Annotated in this window: 15 protein-coding genes; all 15 read left to right on the forward strand. The window is 39.3% G+C overall.

Annotated elements, in window-relative coordinates; translation table 11 throughout:
* Nucleotides 1-129: 129 nt before the first annotated feature.
* The 15 genes from ACIQXW_RS00670 to ftsY all read left to right on the forward strand — a co-directional run bounded on the left by ACIQXW_RS00670 (nt 130) and on the right by ftsY (nt 19,718).
* Entirely contained in the window at nt 130-1,506 is a 1,377-nt protein-coding gene (locus tag ACIQXW_RS00670) for an amino acid permease (protein WP_340826529.1), read from the forward strand.
* A gap of 53 nt (nt 1,507-1,559) precedes the next feature.
* A complete protein-coding gene (locus tag ACIQXW_RS00675; protein ID WP_402759384.1) occupies nt 1,560-3,164 on the forward strand; it encodes a M20/M25/M40 family metallo-hydrolase in 1,605 nt (534 codons plus the stop codon).
* Nucleotides 3,165-3,652: 488 nt separating this feature from the next.
* On the forward strand, nt 3,653-4,015 hold the full coding sequence (locus tag ACIQXW_RS00680; RefSeq protein WP_024362072.1) for an Asp23/Gls24 family envelope stress response protein: 363 nt from the start codon (nt 3,653-3,655) through the stop codon (nt 4,013-4,015).
* Nucleotides 4,016-4,033: 18 nt separating this feature from the next.
* A complete protein-coding gene (locus ACIQXW_RS00685) occupies nt 4,034-5,683 on the forward strand; it encodes a DAK2 domain-containing protein (RefSeq protein WP_402759386.1) in 1,650 nt (549 codons plus the stop codon).
* Nucleotides 5,684-6,033: 350 nt separating this feature from the next.
* Complete coding sequence (sdaAB, locus tag ACIQXW_RS00690; RefSeq protein WP_340825884.1) at nt 6,034-6,696, forward strand: L-serine ammonia-lyase, iron-sulfur-dependent subunit beta; 663 nt, start codon at nt 6,034-6,036, stop codon at nt 6,694-6,696.
* 11 nt (nt 6,697-6,707) lie between these two features.
* A complete protein-coding gene (gene sdaAA, locus ACIQXW_RS00695) occupies nt 6,708-7,628 on the forward strand; it encodes an L-serine ammonia-lyase, iron-sulfur-dependent, subunit alpha (RefSeq protein WP_340825882.1) in 921 nt (306 codons plus the stop codon).
* A 436-nt stretch (nt 7,629-8,064) separates the two neighbouring features.
* Complete coding sequence (recG, locus tag ACIQXW_RS00700) at nt 8,065-10,110, forward strand: ATP-dependent DNA helicase RecG (RefSeq protein ID WP_402759389.1); 2,046 nt, start codon at nt 8,065-8,067, stop codon at nt 10,108-10,110.
* A 132-nt stretch (nt 10,111-10,242) separates the two neighbouring features.
* Nucleotides 10,243-10,815 carry a transcription factor FapR gene (fapR, locus tag ACIQXW_RS00705; protein ID WP_340825879.1) on the forward strand — a complete coding sequence of 191 codons (573 nt, stop codon included), beginning with the start codon at nt 10,243-10,245 and terminating at the stop codon, nt 10,813-10,815.
* Nucleotides 10,816-10,817: 2 nt separating this feature from the next.
* A complete protein-coding gene (gene plsX / locus ACIQXW_RS00710; RefSeq protein WP_340825878.1) occupies nt 10,818-11,810 on the forward strand; it encodes a phosphate acyltransferase PlsX in 993 nt (330 codons plus the stop codon).
* Between the two features lie 19 nt (nt 11,811-11,829).
* Nucleotides 11,830-12,783: an ACP S-malonyltransferase gene (fabD, locus tag ACIQXW_RS00715; RefSeq protein WP_402759391.1), complete on the forward strand. Its 954-nt coding sequence runs from the start codon at nt 11,830-11,832 to the stop codon at nt 12,781-12,783.
* A complete protein-coding gene (gene fabG / locus ACIQXW_RS00720; protein WP_401020407.1) occupies nt 12,776-13,522 on the forward strand; it encodes a 3-oxoacyl-[acyl-carrier-protein] reductase in 747 nt (248 codons plus the stop codon). The genes fabD and fabG overlap by 8 nt, the downstream gene beginning before the upstream one ends.
* A gap of 60 nt (nt 13,523-13,582) precedes the next feature.
* Entirely contained in the window at nt 13,583-13,819 is a 237-nt protein-coding gene (acpP, locus tag ACIQXW_RS00725; protein ID WP_340825875.1) for an acyl carrier protein, read from the forward strand.
* A gap of 299 nt (nt 13,820-14,118) precedes the next feature.
* On the forward strand, nt 14,119-14,883 hold the full coding sequence (gene rnc / locus ACIQXW_RS00730; protein WP_401009494.1) for a ribonuclease III: 765 nt from the start codon (nt 14,119-14,121) through the stop codon (nt 14,881-14,883).
* 3 nt (nt 14,884-14,886) lie between these two features.
* The gene (gene smc / locus ACIQXW_RS00735; RefSeq protein WP_402759392.1) at nt 14,887-18,468 is read left to right on the forward strand and encodes a chromosome segregation protein SMC; all 3,582 of its coding nucleotides are present in this window, start codon (nt 14,887-14,889) and stop codon (nt 18,466-18,468) included.
* Nucleotides 18,465-19,718 (forward strand): signal recognition particle-docking protein FtsY, encoded by a 1,254-nt coding sequence (ftsY, locus tag ACIQXW_RS00740; protein WP_402759394.1) that lies wholly within the window; start codon nt 18,465-18,467, stop codon nt 19,716-19,718. The genes smc and ftsY overlap by 4 nt, the downstream gene beginning before the upstream one ends.
* The last annotated feature ends 164 nt before the right edge of the window (nt 19,719-19,882 follow it).

Below are 19,882 nucleotides of genomic sequence, written 5' to 3' on the forward strand. Positions count from 1 at the left end.
AGGGGAAAAATTGATTGGGTGTTTTAGTCCTCTAAATAACTGAATATTTAATAATTTGACAACATATGGAAATGGGGAAACGCTTTGAGCAAAGGGGAACAACAGCATAATAATGTATTGAAACGCTCTATGAAGAGTCGACATTTATTGATGCTATCACTTGGTGGAGTGATTGGGACAGGGTTATTTTTAAATGTAGGTTATACAATTAATCAAGCAGGCCCTGGTGGAGCATTAATTGGCTATTTGTTTGGGGGCTTTATTTTATATATGGTCATGAACTGTCTTGGAGAATTGGCAGTATACATGCCAGTAACAGGCTCTTTCCAAACATATGCAACACGTTTTATAAGCCCATCAGCAGGTTTTTCTTTAGGGTGGATGTACTTTGTCGGATCTGCCGCCACCGCAGGGGTGGAGTTTACCGCAGCGGGGATATTAATGCAACATTGGTTCCCGAATGTACCTATTTGGATTTGGTGTGCGGTCTTCATGGTGCTTTTGTTTACATTAAATGCCTTAACAACGAAAGGTTTTGCAGAGGCAGAGTTCTGGTTTGCGAGCATTAAAGTTGTTGCCGTTATTGCCTTTATTATTATTGGTGCGGCTGCGATATTTGGCTGGCTTCCTCTGGCGGATCGTCCAGCACCGCATTTAACGAATTTAGCACCGACAGGATTATTCCCTGCGGGTATTACAATTATTTTTGTAACAATGATGAATGTTATATTCTCTTATCAAGGCTCCGAGCTAGTAGGTATTGCTGCTGGTGAAACAGAAAATCCAGAAAAGAACATTCCAAGGGCAATACGTACAATCCTTTTTAGAATTATTGTATTTTATATTGCTTCGATTATTGTATTGTCTGCGATTTTCCCGTCATCTGAGCTTGGGCTTCTTGAAAGTCCTTTCGTAACATTGATGAAAATTGCTGGTGTACCTTATGCAGCTGGCATTATGAATTTCGTTATTTTGACAGCGATATTATCTGTAGGTAACTCATGCCTTTATGCTTCAACACGATTACTATGGTCGATGTCAAAAGAGGGAATGGCTCCAAAGTACTTTGGACGTTTAACAAAAAATAAAGTGCCATTGAATGCGCTTATTTTCACTATGCTATTTTCGCTTTTATCTTTGCTAACGAGTGTGATGGAAGCCGACGCGGTATTTGTATTGCTTATGTCCATTGCGGGCATTGCGGTGACAATTTCTTGGATGGGTATTGCAATGTCCCAATTAATGTTCCGTTACCGTTATGTTAAAGGGGGAGGTAACGTGGCTGATTTGAAATTTAAAACGCCGCTATATCCTTTAATTCCACTATTTTGTATTGTTTTTTGTATAGTCATTCTCGTATTTTTAGCATTCGATCCAACACAACGAATCGGCTTATTATACGGTATAGGGTTCTTTATTGCTTGTATGCTATTTTATAAGCTGAAATTGAGTAAAGTAAGTACAGTTTCTTCAGATACTGATGAGACAGCGAAAATAAATTCATAATGGAATGCTCCTGATATAGGAAAAGCATTTATCGAATAAAGGAGATTTTAACTATGAGCAAATATTTATGGAATACATCGGAAGACCTTCGGGCATTATTATGTGAAATTGTAAGTTGGGAAAGCAGAACATTAACACCAGGTGAAAATGAATTTGCCTATAAATTAAGAGATACACTGCAAACGCTTACTTATTTTCAAGACAACCCTAACTATATCGAATTACATGACGCAGGACTAGGTCGCCATGCGGTAACAGCGTTGTACAAGCATCCAACTGCAACGGAAACAGTAGTGCTGATTAGTCATTTTGATACCGTTCACACTGAGGAATATGGAGAGCTTGAACCTTTTTCCTGTCGCCCAGAAGAATTAACGAGCAAGCTGATGGAGCCAAAGTATAAAAAAGATTTACCAGAAGCGGCAAGAATTGATTTAGAATCAGGCAATTATTTGTTTGGTCGTGGAACAATGGATATGAAAATGGGTCTTGCTTTGCATATGCAATTAATTGAGAAAGCTAGTATCGAACAATGGCCAATCAATCTTATTTTAACAGCGGTACCAGATGAAGAAGTGAACTCGGCTGGTATGCGTGCAGCAGTAGTCGAGCTAGTAAGACTACGTGAACAATATGGTTTAACATATAAGTTGTTTTTAAATAGTGAGCCATCGTTCTCACAAGGACCTTCTGATATAAATGAATATATTTATTCGGGCACGATAGGAAAAATTATGCCTGCTGCTTTATTTTATGGGAAGGAGACACATGTAGGTGAACCGTTAAAAGGCATGACAGCAAACTATATTGCATCTTATATGACGCAGCATATGGAGTGGAATCCGGTGTTCAGTGAAACGGATTTAGGTGAAAGTACACCATTGCCAGTATCATTACAATTAAAAGATTTAAAAATGGAGTATTCGACACAAACGCCATATCGTGCTGCTGCGCTCTACAATGTATTTTTGTTGAAGCGAACAGCAACAGAGGTAATGGAAATTTTTGAACAAGTCGCATTGGAGGCAATGGCTGCTTGTAATATGCAATACAATAAAATTTGTGAGCGTGAAAAAGTACAAGGTGTTGGGGAAGTAAGAGTACTTCGTTACGAAACAGTTTTAGAGCATGCTATAAATAAACTTGGCGCTGAAGAAGTGAAGTACATTAAAAAGCAGGTTCTAGAAAATGCATCGTGGGATGACCGTGAAAAATCGATTCGTATTGTAGATCAATTAATGATTCGTTGTCAGGAGCTAACACCAGCAACTGTGCTGTTGTATGCACCACCATATTATCCTGCAATCAATTCATCAGAGCATCCGTTAGTGAAGCAATCAATTGAATTAATGAAGAAAACAGCTAAAACATTTGATATCGAAATTGAGCAAATTCACTATTTCAATGGCATTTGTGATTTAAGTTATGTCAATTATACAGATGACTCAAATGGCTGGACTGCATTTGAGCGAAACACGCCTGTTTATGGTGATACGTATAGTATTCCATTTGAAGCGATGGCTGATTTGAAAGGCCCAGTGCTAAATGTTGGACCTTTCGGCAAAGACGCACACCAGAAGACAGAACGGTTACATGTTGATAGCGCATTTAAAGAAATGCCTGTTATGATTGAAACACTTATTAAAAGCTTATATTGATAATTTTATAGAAGGTGCCAGGCACTCAAACAATTTTCATGCTAATCATGTGTTTTATGACTGGCCAAGTGAAAATCCACTTACACTGTGGGAACGCGCTCAAGAAAGAGTGGCGCTTACGTCGTGCCCGCGAAAGTGAAGTGGATTTTTACGATTTAGGAGCCGATAATATGCTAGGCACCTATACGAAGTACCAGGCACTTAAATACTTAATACGTGAAGCTGATGTTTAAATACATCAGCTTTTTTATGCGTGGAAAGGAAGTTTGATTAATAAAAATGAAAATAGGTTTTGTTAGTATAACTTCAGGCAAAGCTAGTACTAGTTCAATAAAGACTAGTTCGCAATAAATAGCGTAGACTGTGATGATTGGAATGAAACGCTAAAAACGTTGACACAAGGCGCTTTCAAGGGAACTTAGGTTGCTTAATGTATACCCAAAGTGGTACAATATAATTTAGTCAAAAAGAGCCAAGGGGGCATTTCTATGTCAATTGAATTAAATAACGAATTCGGCCAAATTGATATTTCAACTGATGTACTTGCACAGATTGCTGGTGGCGCTGCTATAGAATGCTACGGTATTGTTGGCATGGCATCAAAACATCAGATTCGTGATGGTCTAACTGATATTTTACGTAAAGAGAACTTTGCAAAAGGTGTTGTAATTCGACAACAAGAAGAAGATTTACATATTGATATGTACATTATTGTTAGTTACGGGACTAAAATTTCGGAAGTTGCTTATCAAGTACAATCGAAAGTGAAATATACAGTAGATAAAACATTAGGTATGAGCGTAAAATCTGTCAATATCTTTGTGCAGGGCGTTCGTGTAGCGAATGAGTAAGAGGAGGAACAAAATCGAATGCGGTCTATAGACGGATTAAAATTTGCTGAAATGGTACAAATGGGTGCCCATCACCTATATCAAAATGCAAATTATGTAGATTCTTTAAATGTATTTCCAGTACCAGATGGGGATACAGGGACAAATATGAATTTATCGATGACATCTGGTGCCAAAGAAACAGAATTACAAGCATCAGAACATATTGGGAAAACGGCGCAAGCTTTATCAAAAGGATTACTAATGGGCGCTCGTGGGAATTCGGGTGTTATCTTATCACAACTTTTCCGTGGGTTTGGAAAATTTGTAGAAAAAGATGCAGCGATTGATGCAAAAGCTTTTGCTGGTGCATTCCAAGCTGGTGTAGATACTGCTTATAAAGCGGTGATGAAGCCAGTTGAAGGAACAATCTTAACTGTTGCGCGTGAAGCGGCAAAAAAAGGTGTTGAAGTTGCCGAAAGTGAAAACGATATCATCGCTGTGATGGAAGCATTTACTGAAGAAGCAAAGGCTTCGCTACAGCGTACACCTGACCTTTTACCTGTATTAAAAGAAGTAGGTGTTGTGGATAGTGGCGGTCAAGGATTGCTATTTGTCTATGAAGGTTTTTTAGCTTCTTTAAAGGGTGAGCCTTTACCGGAAAAAAATGATGCAACATTAGACGATTTAATTAATGCAGAACATCACAGAGCACAAGATTTCATGAATACTGCGGATATTGAATTTGGTTATTGTACGGAAATTATGGTTCGTTTGGAAGAAGGAAAAGAGCCATTTAGCGAGGAGCAATTCCGCAATGAATTAAATCCATTAGGTGATTCTTTACTTGTTATTTCAGATGAAGAAATTGCTAAAGTGCATATTCATTCAGAGCAACCGGGCGCAGTTTTAGCGATGGGTCAAAAATACGGTAGCCTTATTAAAATTAAAGTCGATAATATGCGTGAGCAACATTCGGCTATTGTTGGTGAAGATTACAAAGCATCAGCTCCAGCGAAAAAAGCTGAAAAGCACCCATATGCCATTGTAACGATTGCGATGGGAGAAGGTGTAGCTGACTTATTACGTTCAATCGGTGCTTCTTATGTTATTGAAGGCGGACAAACGATGAATCCTTCAACAGAAGACATTGTTAAAGCTGTTCAGGAAATTGGCGCAGAAAAAGTACTTATTTTACCGAACAACAAAAATATCGTAATGGCAGCTGAACAAGCTGTAGAGCTATTGGATATTGAAGCGGCAGTTGTAGCGACAAAAACGATTCCTCAAGGGATGGCTGCTATTCTTTCGTTCAATCCAGAAGCAACGGTTAAAACAAACCAATCAACGATGACAGAAGCATTTGCTCATGTAAAAACAGGTCAAGTAACTTATGCAGTGCGTGATACGTCTATTGATGGCGTAGAAATTCATAAAGACGATTTTATGGCACTTGCTGAAGGGAAAATTGTACTATCTACACCAGCATTAAAAGATGCTGCTGAGAAAGTCATTACAGATTTAGTAGATGCGAATACTGAAATCGTTACGGTTATTTACGGAGAAGATACTTCTGAAGAAAATGCCTCTGAATTAATCCAATTTATCGAAGAGAACTATCCAGAGGTAGAAGTGGAGTTATTTAACGGTAAACAAGGATTATATCCATATATTATTTCGGTAGAATAATCTATGGTTACTGAGTAAACGAGTAGGCGAAGCAGTGCACAAGTTGTGTACTGCTTTTGTTTATGGTAAAAGGAATACAACATGTAGGGAACAACACGAAATGAACAAAATAGATAGTTTTATGTATTTCTACAGAGGACACTTATTTTGGAAATACTGGGATATCAACTTGTTGGAAAGTGTGTATTTATAGAGTGGACAAAAAAGGAATAATATAATTAAGTTATAAATTATAGTCGTGTTAATTTTCTGAAAGTTGATAAATGTAGTGCTTTACTTTTATAGTAACTATCAAGCATGATATAACTAAATGTAAAATTATTATACGAATAGAATAGAGGGGTGCTTGTATGAAGTTTACATCAGTTTTTGATATTATTGGACCCGTTATGATTGGTCCATCTTCTTCTCATACAGCAGGTGCAGCGCGTATTGGACGTGTAGCAAGAGATTTATTTGGTAGACAACCGAAATGGGTGAAAATTCATCTCTATGGATCATTTGCTGAAACGTATAGAGGGCATGGGACAGATGTAGCAATAATTGGTGGTTTATTAGATTTTGATACATTTGATGAACGTATTAAAACGGCTTTTGAACATGCGGAAAAAGCCGGATTGGAATACGAGTTTATACCGGAAACTGCGAATACAGAGCATCCGAACACAGCTAGACTAGTGTTCGGTGATGATGATGGAGAAATGTCTATTGTCGGCATTTCGATTGGTGGCGGAAAAATTGAAGTAAGTGAGGTCAATGGCTTCAAACTTCGTTTAACAGGTGGGATGCCCGCCATCCTTGTTGTTCACGATGATCGCGCTGGCTGTATTGCTAATGTTGCGAATTGCTTAGCGATGCACAATGTCAACATTGGGCATATGGAAGTTTCACGTATTGAACGTGGTTTAACGGCGCTAATGGTCATTGAAATTGATCAAAATATTGAGGAAAAAGTACTTCAACAAATTTCATTAATACCACATATTACGAAAGTGTCGAGAATTAATAACTAGGGGGTGTCTCTATGGAAGTGTTATTTCATAATGTACGTGAGCTTGTAGAACGAGCAGAACAGGAAGAAAAGCTAATTTCTGAGCTAATGATTGAGCAGGAAATGTTAATTAGCGGACGCACGCGAGAAGAAATTATGCAACAGATGGACCAGAACTTAACAGTGATGGAAGAAGCGGTAGAACGAGGCTTGCAAGGAGTACAGTCTGTAACAGGCCTAACTGGTGGAGACGCCGTACTAATTCAAAATTATATTGCACAAGGAAAATCGCTATCAGGGGATTTATTATTAGACGCAGTTAGTAAAGCAGTTGCGACAAATGAAGTGAACGCTGCAATGGGTACCATTTGTGCAACACCTACAGCGGGTTCAGCGGGAGTTGTGCCAGGTACTTTATTTGCTGTGAAAAATAAGCTAAATCCAACACGTGAACAAATGCTTCGCTATTTATTTACTTCAGGTGCATTTGGCTTTGTTGTAGCAAATAATGCTTCCATTTCAGGTGCTGCTGGCGGCTGTCAGGCTGAAGTTGGTTCAGCTGCTGGTATGGCTGCGGCAGCAATCGTGGAGATGGCGGGTGGAACGCCACAGCAATGTTCAGAAGCATTCGCAATTACATTAAAAAATATGCTTGGCCTTGTTTGTGATCCAGTAGCTGGATTAGTTGAGGTGCCTTGTGTTAAACGTAATGCAATGGGTGCAGCGAATTCTCTTGTTGCAGCAGATATGGCGTTAGCAGGTGTAACGAGTCGTATTCCGTGCGATGAAGTCATTGGTGCGATGTATCGCATTGGTCAGTCAATGAGCCCGAACTTGAAAGAAACAGCACGTGGTGGCTTAGCTGCGACGCCAACAGGAAAAGCAATCAGCAATGCTATTCTTAATAATGGTGATTTACAAAGTATACTAAAAGCAGGTTTAGCAGTAGAGTAAAGCATGGAAAAGTGGCTGGACCAAAAAAGAAAAAGTGTTAGATTGACTACAATCAATCTAACACTTTTTTGTGATAGATAAAATTTAGCAGAGGGCACTTACTGAGGGTCCATGAATCGCCGGTACACCCGAAGAAATGGCCGATAGAAGTCCATGAATCGCCGGTACACCCGAAGAAATCGCCGATAGAAGTCTAGCCGTAGCAAATGTACATACGCATTTCGTAGTTACTGTGACGACACGAATGAAAAATTTTGTGATACAGTTAAGAAGAAAAGTGCTGTAAATAGAATATAAAATGCTAACAATCTATAGGAGCTAACGATGATTTGAACAGAAGGGAGGTAGGCTCTTTTGATTTACGACAGTTTAAATACGTGCACGCTAACAGGTATGGTATTCGTATTGGAACTACTCAAAGGGGCTGAAGTGAAAGGTGACTGAATTAACCAGTCCTGTCTCCGAATTAAAAGGAGTTGGGAAAGAAACCGCAGCACACTTAGAAACATTAGGTATTGAAACGATAAATGATTTTTTGTGGACATTCCCACATCGACATGAGGATTTTCGCTTAAAGGATTTAGCACAAACACCCCATAATGAACGTGTGACTGTTGAATGTAAAGTAGAGCGTGAGCCGACTGTGCTGTTTTTAGGGCGCAATAAATCTCGCTTGCAGGTGACAGTGCTCGCTGGCCGACATTTAGTAAAGGTAGTATTTTTTAATCAAAACTATTTAAAACAGAAGCTTGTACCAGGTACTATTGTGACGGTAACGGGGAAATGGGATAGAGGCAGACAAGTGATTAACGGTACAACAGTCACATTTGGCCCGAAAATAGACCAAGTAGACTTTGAACCTGTTTATAGCCTCAAAGGTTTGATACCGCAAAAACGTTTTCGCAAATATATGCGGCAAGTGTTAGATGATTTTGGTGGAGAGCTACCAGATGCGATTCCACAACATTTGCAGGAGGCCTACAAGCTTGTCTCAATCCGTGATGGTCTTGAAGGTATTCATTTTCCGCTAGATGCTGAACACGCTAAACAAGCAAGAAGGCGATTTGCTTATGAGGAATTATTAAACTTTCAGCTTCGTATTCAAGCGTTACGAAAAATTCGTAAGGATAATGAACGTGGTACGATTATACAATTTGACTTGCAAAAAGTACGCGCATTTATCGCTTCATTACCATACGAATTAACTGGAGCACAAAAGCGAGTAGTTAATGAAATTTGCAAGGATTTAAAAGAACCACATCGTATGAATCGTTTACTACAAGGGGATGTTGGTTCGGGAAAAACGGTAGTTGCCGCGATTTGTTTATATGCCGCTGTGACGGCTGGATTTCAAGGAGCGCTAATGGCACCAACGGAAATTTTAGCTGAGCAACATGCTGAAAACTTATTAGAGTGGTTTGAGCCATTTGGTGTACGAGTAGCGTTATTGTCGGGCTCAACGAAAACAAAGGAGCGACGTCTATTATTAGCTGCACTTGCGGATGGTGAAATAGATATTGTGATAGGAACGCATGCACTCATACAGCCAGATGTAATATTTAATAGACTAGGCTTTGTAATAACGGACGAACAGCATCGATTTGGCGTAGAACAACGAAGAATTTTACGTGATAAAGGTGAAAACCCTGATGTGCTCTTTATGACTGCAACGCCCATTCCGCGAACACTTTCGATTACAGCCTTTGGCGAAATGGACGTTTCGTTGATTGATGAAATGCCAGCGGGGCGTAAAGAAATTGAAACGCATTGGATGAAAAAAGAACAGCTTGGTTCTGTACTGTCCAAACTAGAGCTAGAGCTTCAAGCAGGTAGACAGGCATATGCTATTTGTCCGCTAATTGAAGAATCGGATAAATTGGATGTCCAAAACGCAGTAGAAATTTATGAGCAGCTCGCATCGTATTTTAATGGTCGCTATAAAGTTGGCTTAATGCATGGTCGCCTACCAGCGGATGAAAAAGATGCTGTGATGCGTGATTTTAGTGAAGGTGACATACAAGTATTAGTATCTACAACAGTTGTTGAAGTCGGGGTAAATGTGCCGAATGCAACGTTTATGGTAGTATACGATGCAGAACGTTTTGGTTTAGCGCAGCTACATCAGCTTCGCGGTCGTGTAGGGCGTGGCGAGCATCAATCCTACTGTGTATTAATCGCTGATCCAAAATCTGATGAAGGCAAAGAGCGAATGCAGTCTATGACTGAAACAAATGACGGTTTCCGACTTGCAGAAAAAGATTTGGAGCTACGAGGACCTGGTGATTTCTTTGGACGTAAGCAAAGTGGTTTGCCTGACTTTAAAGTTGCCGATTTAGTACATGACTATAGAACGCTCGAGACAGCGCGAAAAGATGCTACTGAAATGATTGAAACAGAGGCATTTTGGCATGATGAAACGTATCAATATTTACGTGAGATGCTTGAAAAGGCTGGTGTTCTACAAGGTGATCGATTTGATTAGTGAAATTTAATATTGTACTACAAGGAATGCGAGAGCTTGTTTTTGAAAACAAGTCTTGCATTCTTTTTTTATACTCTATATACTGATATTAGTACCAAGTGCTAATAACAACTCAAAAGGTGGCGAATGACGTTGAGACGAACGAAAAAAGAGCGACAGCGATTATTATCTGAAACGATTGCGGAAAATCCATTCGTCACAGATGAACAACTAGCGTCGGAGTTTCAGGTAAGTGTTCAAACAATTCGTTTAGATCGTATGGAATTAGCAATTCCAGAATTACGTGAACGAATTAAAGATGTGGCTTCGAAAACATATGAAAATGAAGTGAAATCATTACCGATTGATGAAGTAATCGGTGAAATTATTGATATAGAACTAGATAATCGTGCATTATCTATATTTGATGTAAAAGAAGAGCATGTTTTTCAGCGCAATGGCATCGCGCGTGGACATCATTTATTTGCACAAGCAAACTCATTAGCTGTAGCGGTTATTGATGATGAGCTGGCCTTAACAGTGCACTCCAATATTACTTTTGTGAAACCTGTAAGAGCCGGAAATCGTGTTATAACTAAGGCGGTCGTTGTCGGAAGAGATGATGAACGCCATCGTACGAAAGTAGAGATTATATCTACTGTGAATGGTGAAACTGTTTTTGTTGGTGAATTTGATATGTACCGCACGAAAGGTAAAGGTGAATAATAATGAAATTAGCACTTGATGGAATGGGTGGCGACAATGCACCGAAATCAGTAGTGGAAGGTGCATTATTAGCATTAGAACAAATTCCAAATTTGGAAATTCAATTATATGGACAGCAAGAAAAGCTCGACCCATTTTTAAAAATGCACGATCGCTTAACAGTTATCCACTGTGAAGAAGTGGTCGAAGGGACGGATGATCCTGCACGTGCTGTACGACGTAAAAAGGATTCATCAATGGCAAAAATGATGGATGCGGTTGAAGAAGGCACAGCTGATGCATGTCTTTCAGCAGGCAATACAGGTGCACTAATGGCAGGTGGTTTGTTTAAGGTAGGCCGTATAGAAGGAATTGCACGACCAGCTTTAGCAACGACATTGCCAACGCTTGATGGTAAAGGTTTTTTAATGCTAGACCTTGGGGCAAATGCGGATGCACGACCAGAGCATTTACTGCAATATGCGATTATGGGTGATATTTACGCTAAAAAAGTAGGCGGTCTACAAAAGCCACGTATTGGACTGTTAAATATCGGAACAGAAGATAAAAAAGGAAATGACTTAACAAAAGCAACTTTTGATTTACTAAAAGAAGCGGACTTGAATTTTGTCGGCAATGTCGAGGCGCGTGATTTACTCGATGGTGTTGCTGATGTTGTTGTAACAGATGGATTTACAGGCAATATGGTGTTGAAGTCGATAGAGGGAACAGCAGGGGCATTGTTTACGATGTTAAAAGAGGCCTTTATGTCTTCTACAAAAACAAAAATTTCAGCAGTACTTATGAAAAGTAATTTACGTGACTTAAAAAATAAAATGGACTACACAGAGTATGGCGGTGCAGGTTTGTTTGGTTTACAAGCGCCTGTTATTAAAGCACATGGATCATCGAATGCAAAGGCAATCTTCAGTGCAATACGTCAGGCAAATACAATGGTAGAGCATACAGTTATTTCAACGATAACAGATACAGTACGTCACTTAGAAATTGACTAACAAAGGGGATTAATAAGAAATGACGAAAATCGCATTTATATTTCCAGGCCAAGGCTCTCAAGCGGTTGGTATGGGCCAAGAATTTGTAAGCAACTCGCAAGAAAGTAAAGCCTTTTACGAAAATGCTGACAAGACACTTGGGTTTGACTTGTCTAAATTAATGTTAGAGGGACCTGCTGAAGAGTTAACGCTAACATATCATGCACAGCCAGCGTTATTAACGACAGGTGTTATGGTCGCTGAAAAATTACGTGCTGCAGGCATTACACCGAATTATGCAGCTGGGCACTCACTTGGAGAATATGGTGCATTAGTTATCGCAGGCGTTTTATCGTTTGAAGATGCTGTTGCTATTGTTCATAAACGTGGTTTATTTATGAACGAAGCGGTGCCAGCAGGGCAAGGTGCAATGGCTGCTATTCTTGGGATGGAGCTTGATGCATTGCATGAGGTGACTGAAAAAGTAACTGCTAATGGCGATGTAGTACAAGTTGCAAACGTTAACTGTCCAGGACAAATCGTTATTTCTGGAACAAAAGAAGGCGTTGACAAGGCTTCAGTCGCTGCTAAAGAAGCGGGTGCTAAACGCGCGATTCCATTAGTAGTAAGTGGACCTTTCCATTCAGAATTAATGCGACCATCGTCTAATCAATTACAAGCAACATTAGCAGATATTACGTTATCAACACCACAAATTCCTGTAATTGGCAACGTTAAAGGGAAAGAATTGCTAGATGTAACGGCTATTCAACAGGAATTAGTGGAACAGGTTTATAGCGCTGTACAATGGGAAGCATCAGTTCGTGAAATGATCGCTCAAGGCGTCGATGTTTTCATCGAGTGTGGACCTGGTAAAGTTTTAAGTGGCTTAGTAAAGAAAATAGATCGTTCAGTAGCAACGTATTGTGTATATGATGAAGCTTCATTAGAAGCAGTATTAGAAGCGTCGAAGGAGTGGTCAATCAATGCGTAAATTAGAAGGTAAAGTTGCAGTTGTAACAGGTGCTTCACGAGGAATCGGACGTGCGATTGCGTTAAAGCTTGCTGATGAAGGTGCAAAGGTTATCGTAAACTATAGTGGCTCACAAGCAAAAGCAGAAGAAGTTGTTGCGGCAATTCAAGCAAATGGTGGCGAAGCGCTTGCTGTACAGGCAAGTGTTTCAAAAACAGAAGAAGTAACTGCTTTAATGGATGCAGCAGTTAAAACATTTGGTTCACTTGATATTTTAGTTAATAATGCAGGTATTACACGCGATAATTTATTAATGCGAATGAAGGAAGACGAATGGGACGATGTTCTTAATACAAACTTAAAAGGTGTATTCCTTTGTACAAAAGCTGTAACTCGTCAAATGATGAAGCAACGTGCAGGACGTATTATCAATATTTCTTCTATCGTTGGAGTAGCAGGCAATGCTGGGCAAGCTAACTATGTAGCGGCAAAAGCAGGTGTAATTGGCTTAACAAAAACAACTGCTAAGGAACTTGCATCACGTAATATTTTAGTTAATGCGATTGCACCAGGCTTTATTGAAACAGAAATGACTGAACAGCTTCCAGAAGATTTAAAACAAGGTATGCTTACGCAAATTCCGCTTGCTAAACTAGGGCAGCCAGAGGATATTGCGAAAGCTGTTGTGTTTTTAGCTTCTGATGATGCAAACTATATGACAGGCCAAACGCTACATATTGACGGTGGCATGGTAATGTAATATTATGCTATAGCATAAATATAAATTTTTTGTATAATCATTTGAGGGGAGGTGAAAGTTTTGACTACAGTATTAGAACGCGTAACAAAAGTAATCGTGGACCGTTTAGGTGTTGAAGAAAGTGAAGTAACATTAGAAGCTTCTTTCCGTGATGATTTAGGTGCTGACTCATTAGACGTTGTTGAGCTTGTTATGGAGCTTGAAGACGAATTCGATATGGAAATTTCTGATGAAGATGCTGAAAAAATCACAACAGTAGGTTCTGCTATTTCATACATCGAAGGTAAAATTAACTAATCGCCTCTTGGCAGATGTTATAGATTTCGAACGCAGCCTTTTGAGGTTGCATATTAAAAATCTGATTACATTGTAATACTTACATCAAAGCATAATCGCAAAAGCATTTTATGCTTTGATGTATTTTAAAGGTACGAAATGGTTCGTTTTTCGAACGATTTGCGTGCCTTTTTTTATTTTTGTTAAAAAATTACGTTAAAACTTCCAAAACATTGTATTTCAGCCGAAATACTTTTGCATAAATGCCTTGAAAAAGGTACACTAAGACGGTAGAAACTATTAGGAAGGCAGATTGTTCAATGGCTATGAGAAGAAAAGGAACTATGCAGAAATCAGGCGTACTTCCTGAAAAGGTACGCAATCAATTCGAGCTGTTACAGCATGAATTAAATATCACATTTATTAATAAAAATTTATTGTATCAAGCATTCACGCATTCATCTTATGTGAATGAGCATCGCCGTAAATTGTTTACGGATAATGAGCGTCTCGAATTTTTAGGCGACGCAGTACTTGAACTATCTGTTTCTAAATACCTTTTTGAGAAATACCCGCATATGAGCGAGGGCGAATTAACAAAACTGCGCGCATCGATTGTTTGTGAGCCATCACTTGTTATTTTTGCAAATGAATTAGGCTTTGGTCGCTTTGTATTGCTTGGAAAAGGTGAAGAATTAACAGGAGGACGGGAACGCCCAGCGCTACTTGCAGATGTTTTTGAATCATTTGTGGGTGCTCTTTATTTAGATCAGGATTTGCAAACGGTCGTGACGTTTTTAGAACGAATCGTGTTCCCAAAAGTAGAAGTCGGTGCTTTTTCGCATGTGATGGATTTCAAAAGCCAGTTACAAGAAATGGTACAGCAAACAAACAACGGTCTTCTTCATTATGAGATTATCGATGAAAAGGGCCCAGCGCATAACCGTACCTTTGTATCGAGCGTGCTATTAAATGGACAAGAGCTTGGAATCGGTAGAGGAAAATCGAAAAAAGAAGCTGAACAACAAGCAGCACAATGCGCTATGCGTATGATGCGTGAGCATTCTGCTAAAGAGGAGGCTTAATAGATGTTCCTAAAACGACTCGAAGTGATTGGCTTTAAATCTTTTGCGGAGCGCATTGGTATTGATTTTGTACCAGGAGTTACAGCTGTTGTTGGACCTAACGGCAGTGGGAAAAGTAATGTAACTGATGCTATTCGTTGGGTACTCGGGGAGCAATCGGCAAAGTCGTTGCGTGGGGCAAAAATGGAAGATGTTATTTTTGCTGGGAGTGACTCTCGAAAGCCACTAAACTTTGCAGAGGTAACATTAATTTTAGATAATACTGATGAGCAGCTTGCTTTTTCTTATACAGAGGTAAGCGTAACAAGACGCGTATACCGTTCAGGTGATAGTGAATATTTATTAAATAACCAGCAGTGTCGCCTGAAGGATATTACGGACTTGTTTATGGACTCAGGACTTGGGAAAGAGGCTTTTTCAATTATTTCGCAAGGCCGTGTCGATGAAATTTTAAATAGCCGCCCTGACGACCGCCGCTCAATATTTGAAGAGGCGGCTGGTGTATTAAAATACAAGCTTCGAAAGAAAAAAGCTGAGCATAAATTAGTAGAAACAGATGAAAACTTATACCGTGTTTTAGATATTTTGCACGAGTTAGATAGCCGTTTGGAGCCTTTGCAAATACAAGCTTCTAGCGCAAGAGATTATGTGCAAATGTCCACGGAGCTTAAGGATTTTGATATTGCGATTCTTGTGCACGATTTAAAAAATTGTGCACAATCTTTGCATGCATTGAAAGAAGAATATACGCAACTATCTGAAACAGAGCAAAAACATGCTAGTAATATTCAAGCTTTAGAAACACAATCTACAGCAATTCGTAAACATTTAAAAGAGCTTGATGTGGAGCTGGATGCTGCTCAATCGGAGCTTGTTGATGCAACAATGGAAATGGAGCGTTGGGATGGTCGTAAAGCTTTAATGGCTGAAAAGCGTCAAAATGCAACGAACCAATTACAGCAGTTAAATGCATCATTACAAGAAGCGAAAAATGAAGTAGAGGACCTAACCGCTCAAGAGCTTGAGAAGAAACAGTTGTTTACTGAAAAGCAACAAGAAGTTTTAACTTTAAAGCAAATTATTAAGCAATTAGAGCAATCATTAAATCGTTCTGTTACAGAGATAGAACAAGAAATTGAAGAGCATAAAAACCGTTATATCGATTCGTTAAATGAAGAAGCAACAGTAAAAAATGAATTGAAAAATATCGATCAACAACTATCGCAACAAAAAGCGATGGCTGCGCGAATGACCGACCAAACGGATGAAATTGGGCAAGAGCTTATTGAAGTTGTGACTGAGAAAGAATCGCTTGTTGGCACATATACTGCAACAACGACTGAACTGCAACAAAAGCTAGAGCAATATGAAGCATTGCAAATTCAGTTTAAAAAAGTGAATAGTTCCTTTAGCGATAAGCAAGAAATGCTATATAAGGCTTATCAGCATCAGCAACAATTAAAAGCTAGAAAAGACACATTAGCAGAATTAGAAGCAGACTTCTCAGGCTTCTTCCACGGAGTTAAGGAAGTATTACTGGCCCGTGACAAAGGTGAATTATTCGGTATTGAAGGCGCGGTTGCAGAATTAATTCAGGTTAACGGTAAATATTCACAAGCGATTGAAACAGCTTTAGGTGCTGCATCACAGCATATCGTGACGTCGAATGAACAGAATGCTCAACAGGCAATCAAATGGTTAAAACAAAAAAGAGCAGGTCGAGCGACATTTTTACCGAAAACGGTCATGAAATCGCGCAAAATTAATTTATCATCGATACAGCTTGCGACTGAGCATCCAGCATTCGTGCAAATGGCAGATGCACTGGTGACGTTCGATGAAAATAATCGCTCCATTGTAGAAAATTTACTTGGCAATGTCATCGTGGCAGCGAATTTAGAAGGTGCTAGCCAAATTGCACGCTTATGTGGTTTCCGCTATCGTGTAGTAACACTCGAAGGAGATATTGTTAATGCTGGGGGTTCTTTAACGGGGGGTGCTGCCAAACAACAATCTTCACTATTTACTAGAAAAGCGGAGCTAGATGGTCTAATTGCTAAACTAGAAGCGCTAGAAAAAACCATTTATAGTGCAGAACAGGCTGTAGCGACTGAAAAGGAAACATTGGCAACATTGCGTGACGCAGTGGAACAATTAAAACTAGAAGGCGAACAGCTACGTAAAGAAGAGATGCAACAGGCAAGTCGTATTCGGGAATTAGAAGTTGTTGAAAAAAGCTTGTCAGCCCGAGTGTCATATGCTTCCAATGAAACGCAGGATGTGAAGACCCGTGAAGAAGCACTGCTTGCTCAAAAAGAGGCAGCAACGACGCGTTTAGCAGCTCTTGCAATAGAGTTAGTGGCGATTAATGAAACTGTAGAGCAGCTAGGTAAAGTTAAATTACAAAGTGAAACGGAAAAGGATGTTCTTCGTGAGCAGACTGCAGAAAAACGTTCACAATTAGCGGTTATGCAGGAGCAAATGTCCCAAGTACAAATTGCAACGGCAGACCTTGCTCTCCAATTAAACAAAGCTCGACAAAAAGTCGACAATATTTCTCAGGAAATAATATGGCTTCAATCCGATGAATCGACAAAACTGTTGAGTGATGAAGAAGTTGAGGAGCAAGTCACAACTTGGAAAGCAAGAAGAGAAACGTTACAAGTTACAATTTCACAGAAAAAAGATAAAAAAGCAGCCCAACAACAAGAGCTAACAACGTTAGAAGAGCAGCTAAAGGAATTGCAACGTATACATAAAGGCTTCATTGAAGCAATACGTGCGAATGAATTAAAGCGAAGCCGCGTAGAATTTGAGATGAATAATTATAATAATCAGCTCGAAGAAAACTATCAACTAACGTTAGAAGAAGCAATGGAAGTAGCCTTATCAATTGAAGATGAAGAGCACATGAGACGTCGTGTCAAGCTATTGAAAAAGTCCATTGAAGAATTAGGTCCTGTGAATTTAAGTGCAATTGATGAATTTGAGCGTGTCCAAGAGCGTCATTCTTTTTTAACAGAGCAGCGTGAGGATTTACTTGCAGCGCAAGATACTTTACACGAAGCAATTAAAGAAATGGATGAAGAAATGACATTGCGCTTTAGTGAGACGTTTTTTGCCATTCGTGAGCAATTCAAACTTGTATTCCGCGAATTATTTGGTGGGGGTCAAGCGGATTTAGTATTACTAGATCCAAACAATATGCTTGAAACAGGCATTGAAATTGTTGCACAACCACCTGGTAAAAAGCTACAAAATTTAAGTTTGCTTTCTGGTGGTGAACGTGCACTTACTGCGATTGCTTTACTATTCTCCATTTTAAATATTAGACCTGTGCCGTTCTGTATTCTCGATGAAGTAGAAGCGGCATTAGATGAGGCAAATGTTGTTCGATACAGCGAATACTTGAAGAAGTTTAGTCGCAATACCCAATTTATTGTCATTACACATCGTAAAGGTACAATGGAGGGAGCTGACGTACTGTATGGTATTACGATGCAGGAATCAGGTGTATCAAAACTTGTATCAGTAAAATTAGAAGATGAACCCGTACTTGCGGAGCAAAGGAGCGAACAAGCATGAGTTTTTTTAAACGTTTAAAAGATAAGTTAATTGGAAATCCGACAGAAGAAGAAAAAGTAGAAACTACAGGTGACGAGCAGTCAGCCGATTTACAGCTTGAAGACACAGCTGAGCCTGCCTTGCTTGAAACAACTAACGTAGAAGTAGAAGTAGAAGAAAAGCTAGAGGAATCACCAAGTGAGGACATACCTGTTTTAGAGGCTTCCGATATAGCAGAGGAAGAAAAACAGGAAGAAGTTTTGGAAATCGCCGTTGTAGAGCAAGAAGTACCAGAAAAAAAACCTTCTGCTTGGTCCATTACACAAAAGTTTAAAGCTGGTCTTGAAAAAACACGAAATTCATTTACTTCAAAGGTCAATGATTTAGTTGCACGTTACCGCAAAGTAGACGAAGATTTCTTTGAAGAACTAGAAGATTTATTATTACAAGCAGACGTTGGCTTTGAAACAGTGATGGAGCTTATGGATAAATTACGCTACGAGGTTCAGCGTAAAAATATTAAAGATACAAACGGTATTCAAGCAATTATTTCTGAAAAGCTTGTAGAAATTTATGAGCAAGGTGAAGAAGATTTAATTGACCTAAATATGCAACCTAATGGTGAGCTAACTGTTATTTTATTTGTTGGCGTAAACGGTGTTGGGAAAACAACAACAATTGGTAAATTGGCACATCGTCTAAAATCAGAAGGTAAAACGGTTGTATTAGCAGCTGGTGATACGTTCCGTGCAGGTGCGATTGATCAATTACAAGTTTGGGGAGACCGTGTTGGCTGTGAAGTTATTAAGCAGTCTGAAGGCTCGGATCCAGCAGCGGTCATGTATGATGCGATACGTGCTGCAAAAAACCGTAAAGCGGACGTATTAATTTGTGATACTGCGGGTCGCCTACAAAACAAAGTGAACTTAATGAATGAGCTTGAAAAAGTACATCGTGTTATTTCGCGGGAAATACCAAATGCACCTCATGAGGTTTTGTTAGCACTAGATGCGACTACTGGTCAAAATGCGCTTGTGCAGGCTCAAACGTTTAAAGAAGTAACAAACGTAACAGGTATTGTCTTGACGAAACTTGATGGTACTGCAAAGGGTGGTATTGTGCTAGCCATTCGAAATAAATTGCACATTCCTGTGAAATTCGTAGGTCTAGGTGAAAAGATGGACGATTTACAGCCATTTGATGCAGAACGTTATGTATATGGCTTGTTTGCAGAAGGTTTAGATAAAGAGCTACAAAATAGCGAAGATTAACGATAGCTATTTTGTAGTGGATAGAATGGGCGCTCGACTGTAAAAAGGTGAAATGTGTTGTTTAAAAGAGAAATACTAGCTAATGATGGAAGATTACTTAAATCAGCTAATAGAAGGCTTTTAGACAAGGAGATTACCTTGACACAGACGGGCGCTTTTCGTTA

The organism is Lysinibacillus sp. NPDC097162, assembly GCF_044762185.1.
Taxonomy (GTDB): domain Bacteria; phylum Bacillota; class Bacilli; order Bacillales_A; family Planococcaceae; genus Lysinibacillus.

What these genes read in the sequence shown, in the direction of transcription:
- ACIQXW_RS00670 (WP_340826529.1), top strand. Translation starts at nt 130, where the DNA reads ATGAAGAGTCGACATTTATTGATGCTATCACTTGGTGGAGTGATTGGG.
- ACIQXW_RS00675 (WP_402759384.1), top strand. Translation starts at nt 1,560, where the DNA reads ATGAGCAAATATTTATGGAATACATCGGAAGACCTTCGGGCATTATTA.
- ACIQXW_RS00680 (WP_024362072.1), top strand. Translation starts at nt 3,653, where the DNA reads ATGTCAATTGAATTAAATAACGAATTCGGCCAAATTGATATTTCAACT.
- ACIQXW_RS00685 (WP_402759386.1), top strand. Translation starts at nt 4,034, where the DNA reads ATGCGGTCTATAGACGGATTAAAATTTGCTGAAATGGTACAAATGGGT.
- sdaAB (WP_340825884.1), top strand. Translation starts at nt 6,034, where the DNA reads ATGAAGTTTACATCAGTTTTTGATATTATTGGACCCGTTATGATTGGT.
- sdaAA (WP_340825882.1), top strand. Translation starts at nt 6,708, where the DNA reads ATGGAAGTGTTATTTCATAATGTACGTGAGCTTGTAGAACGAGCAGAA.
- plsX (WP_340825878.1), top strand. Translation starts at nt 10,818, where the DNA reads ATGAAATTAGCACTTGATGGAATGGGTGGCGACAATGCACCGAAATCA.
- fabD (WP_402759391.1), top strand. Translation starts at nt 11,830, where the DNA reads ATGACGAAAATCGCATTTATATTTCCAGGCCAAGGCTCTCAAGCGGTT.
- fabG (WP_401020407.1), top strand. Translation starts at nt 12,776, where the DNA reads ATGCGTAAATTAGAAGGTAAAGTTGCAGTTGTAACAGGTGCTTCACGA.
- rnc (WP_401009494.1), top strand. Translation starts at nt 14,119, where the DNA reads ATGGCTATGAGAAGAAAAGGAACTATGCAGAAATCAGGCGTACTTCCT.
- smc (WP_402759392.1), top strand. Translation starts at nt 14,887, where the DNA reads ATGTTCCTAAAACGACTCGAAGTGATTGGCTTTAAATCTTTTGCGGAG.
- ftsY (WP_402759394.1), top strand. Translation starts at nt 18,465, where the DNA reads ATGAGTTTTTTTAAACGTTTAAAAGATAAGTTAATTGGAAATCCGACA.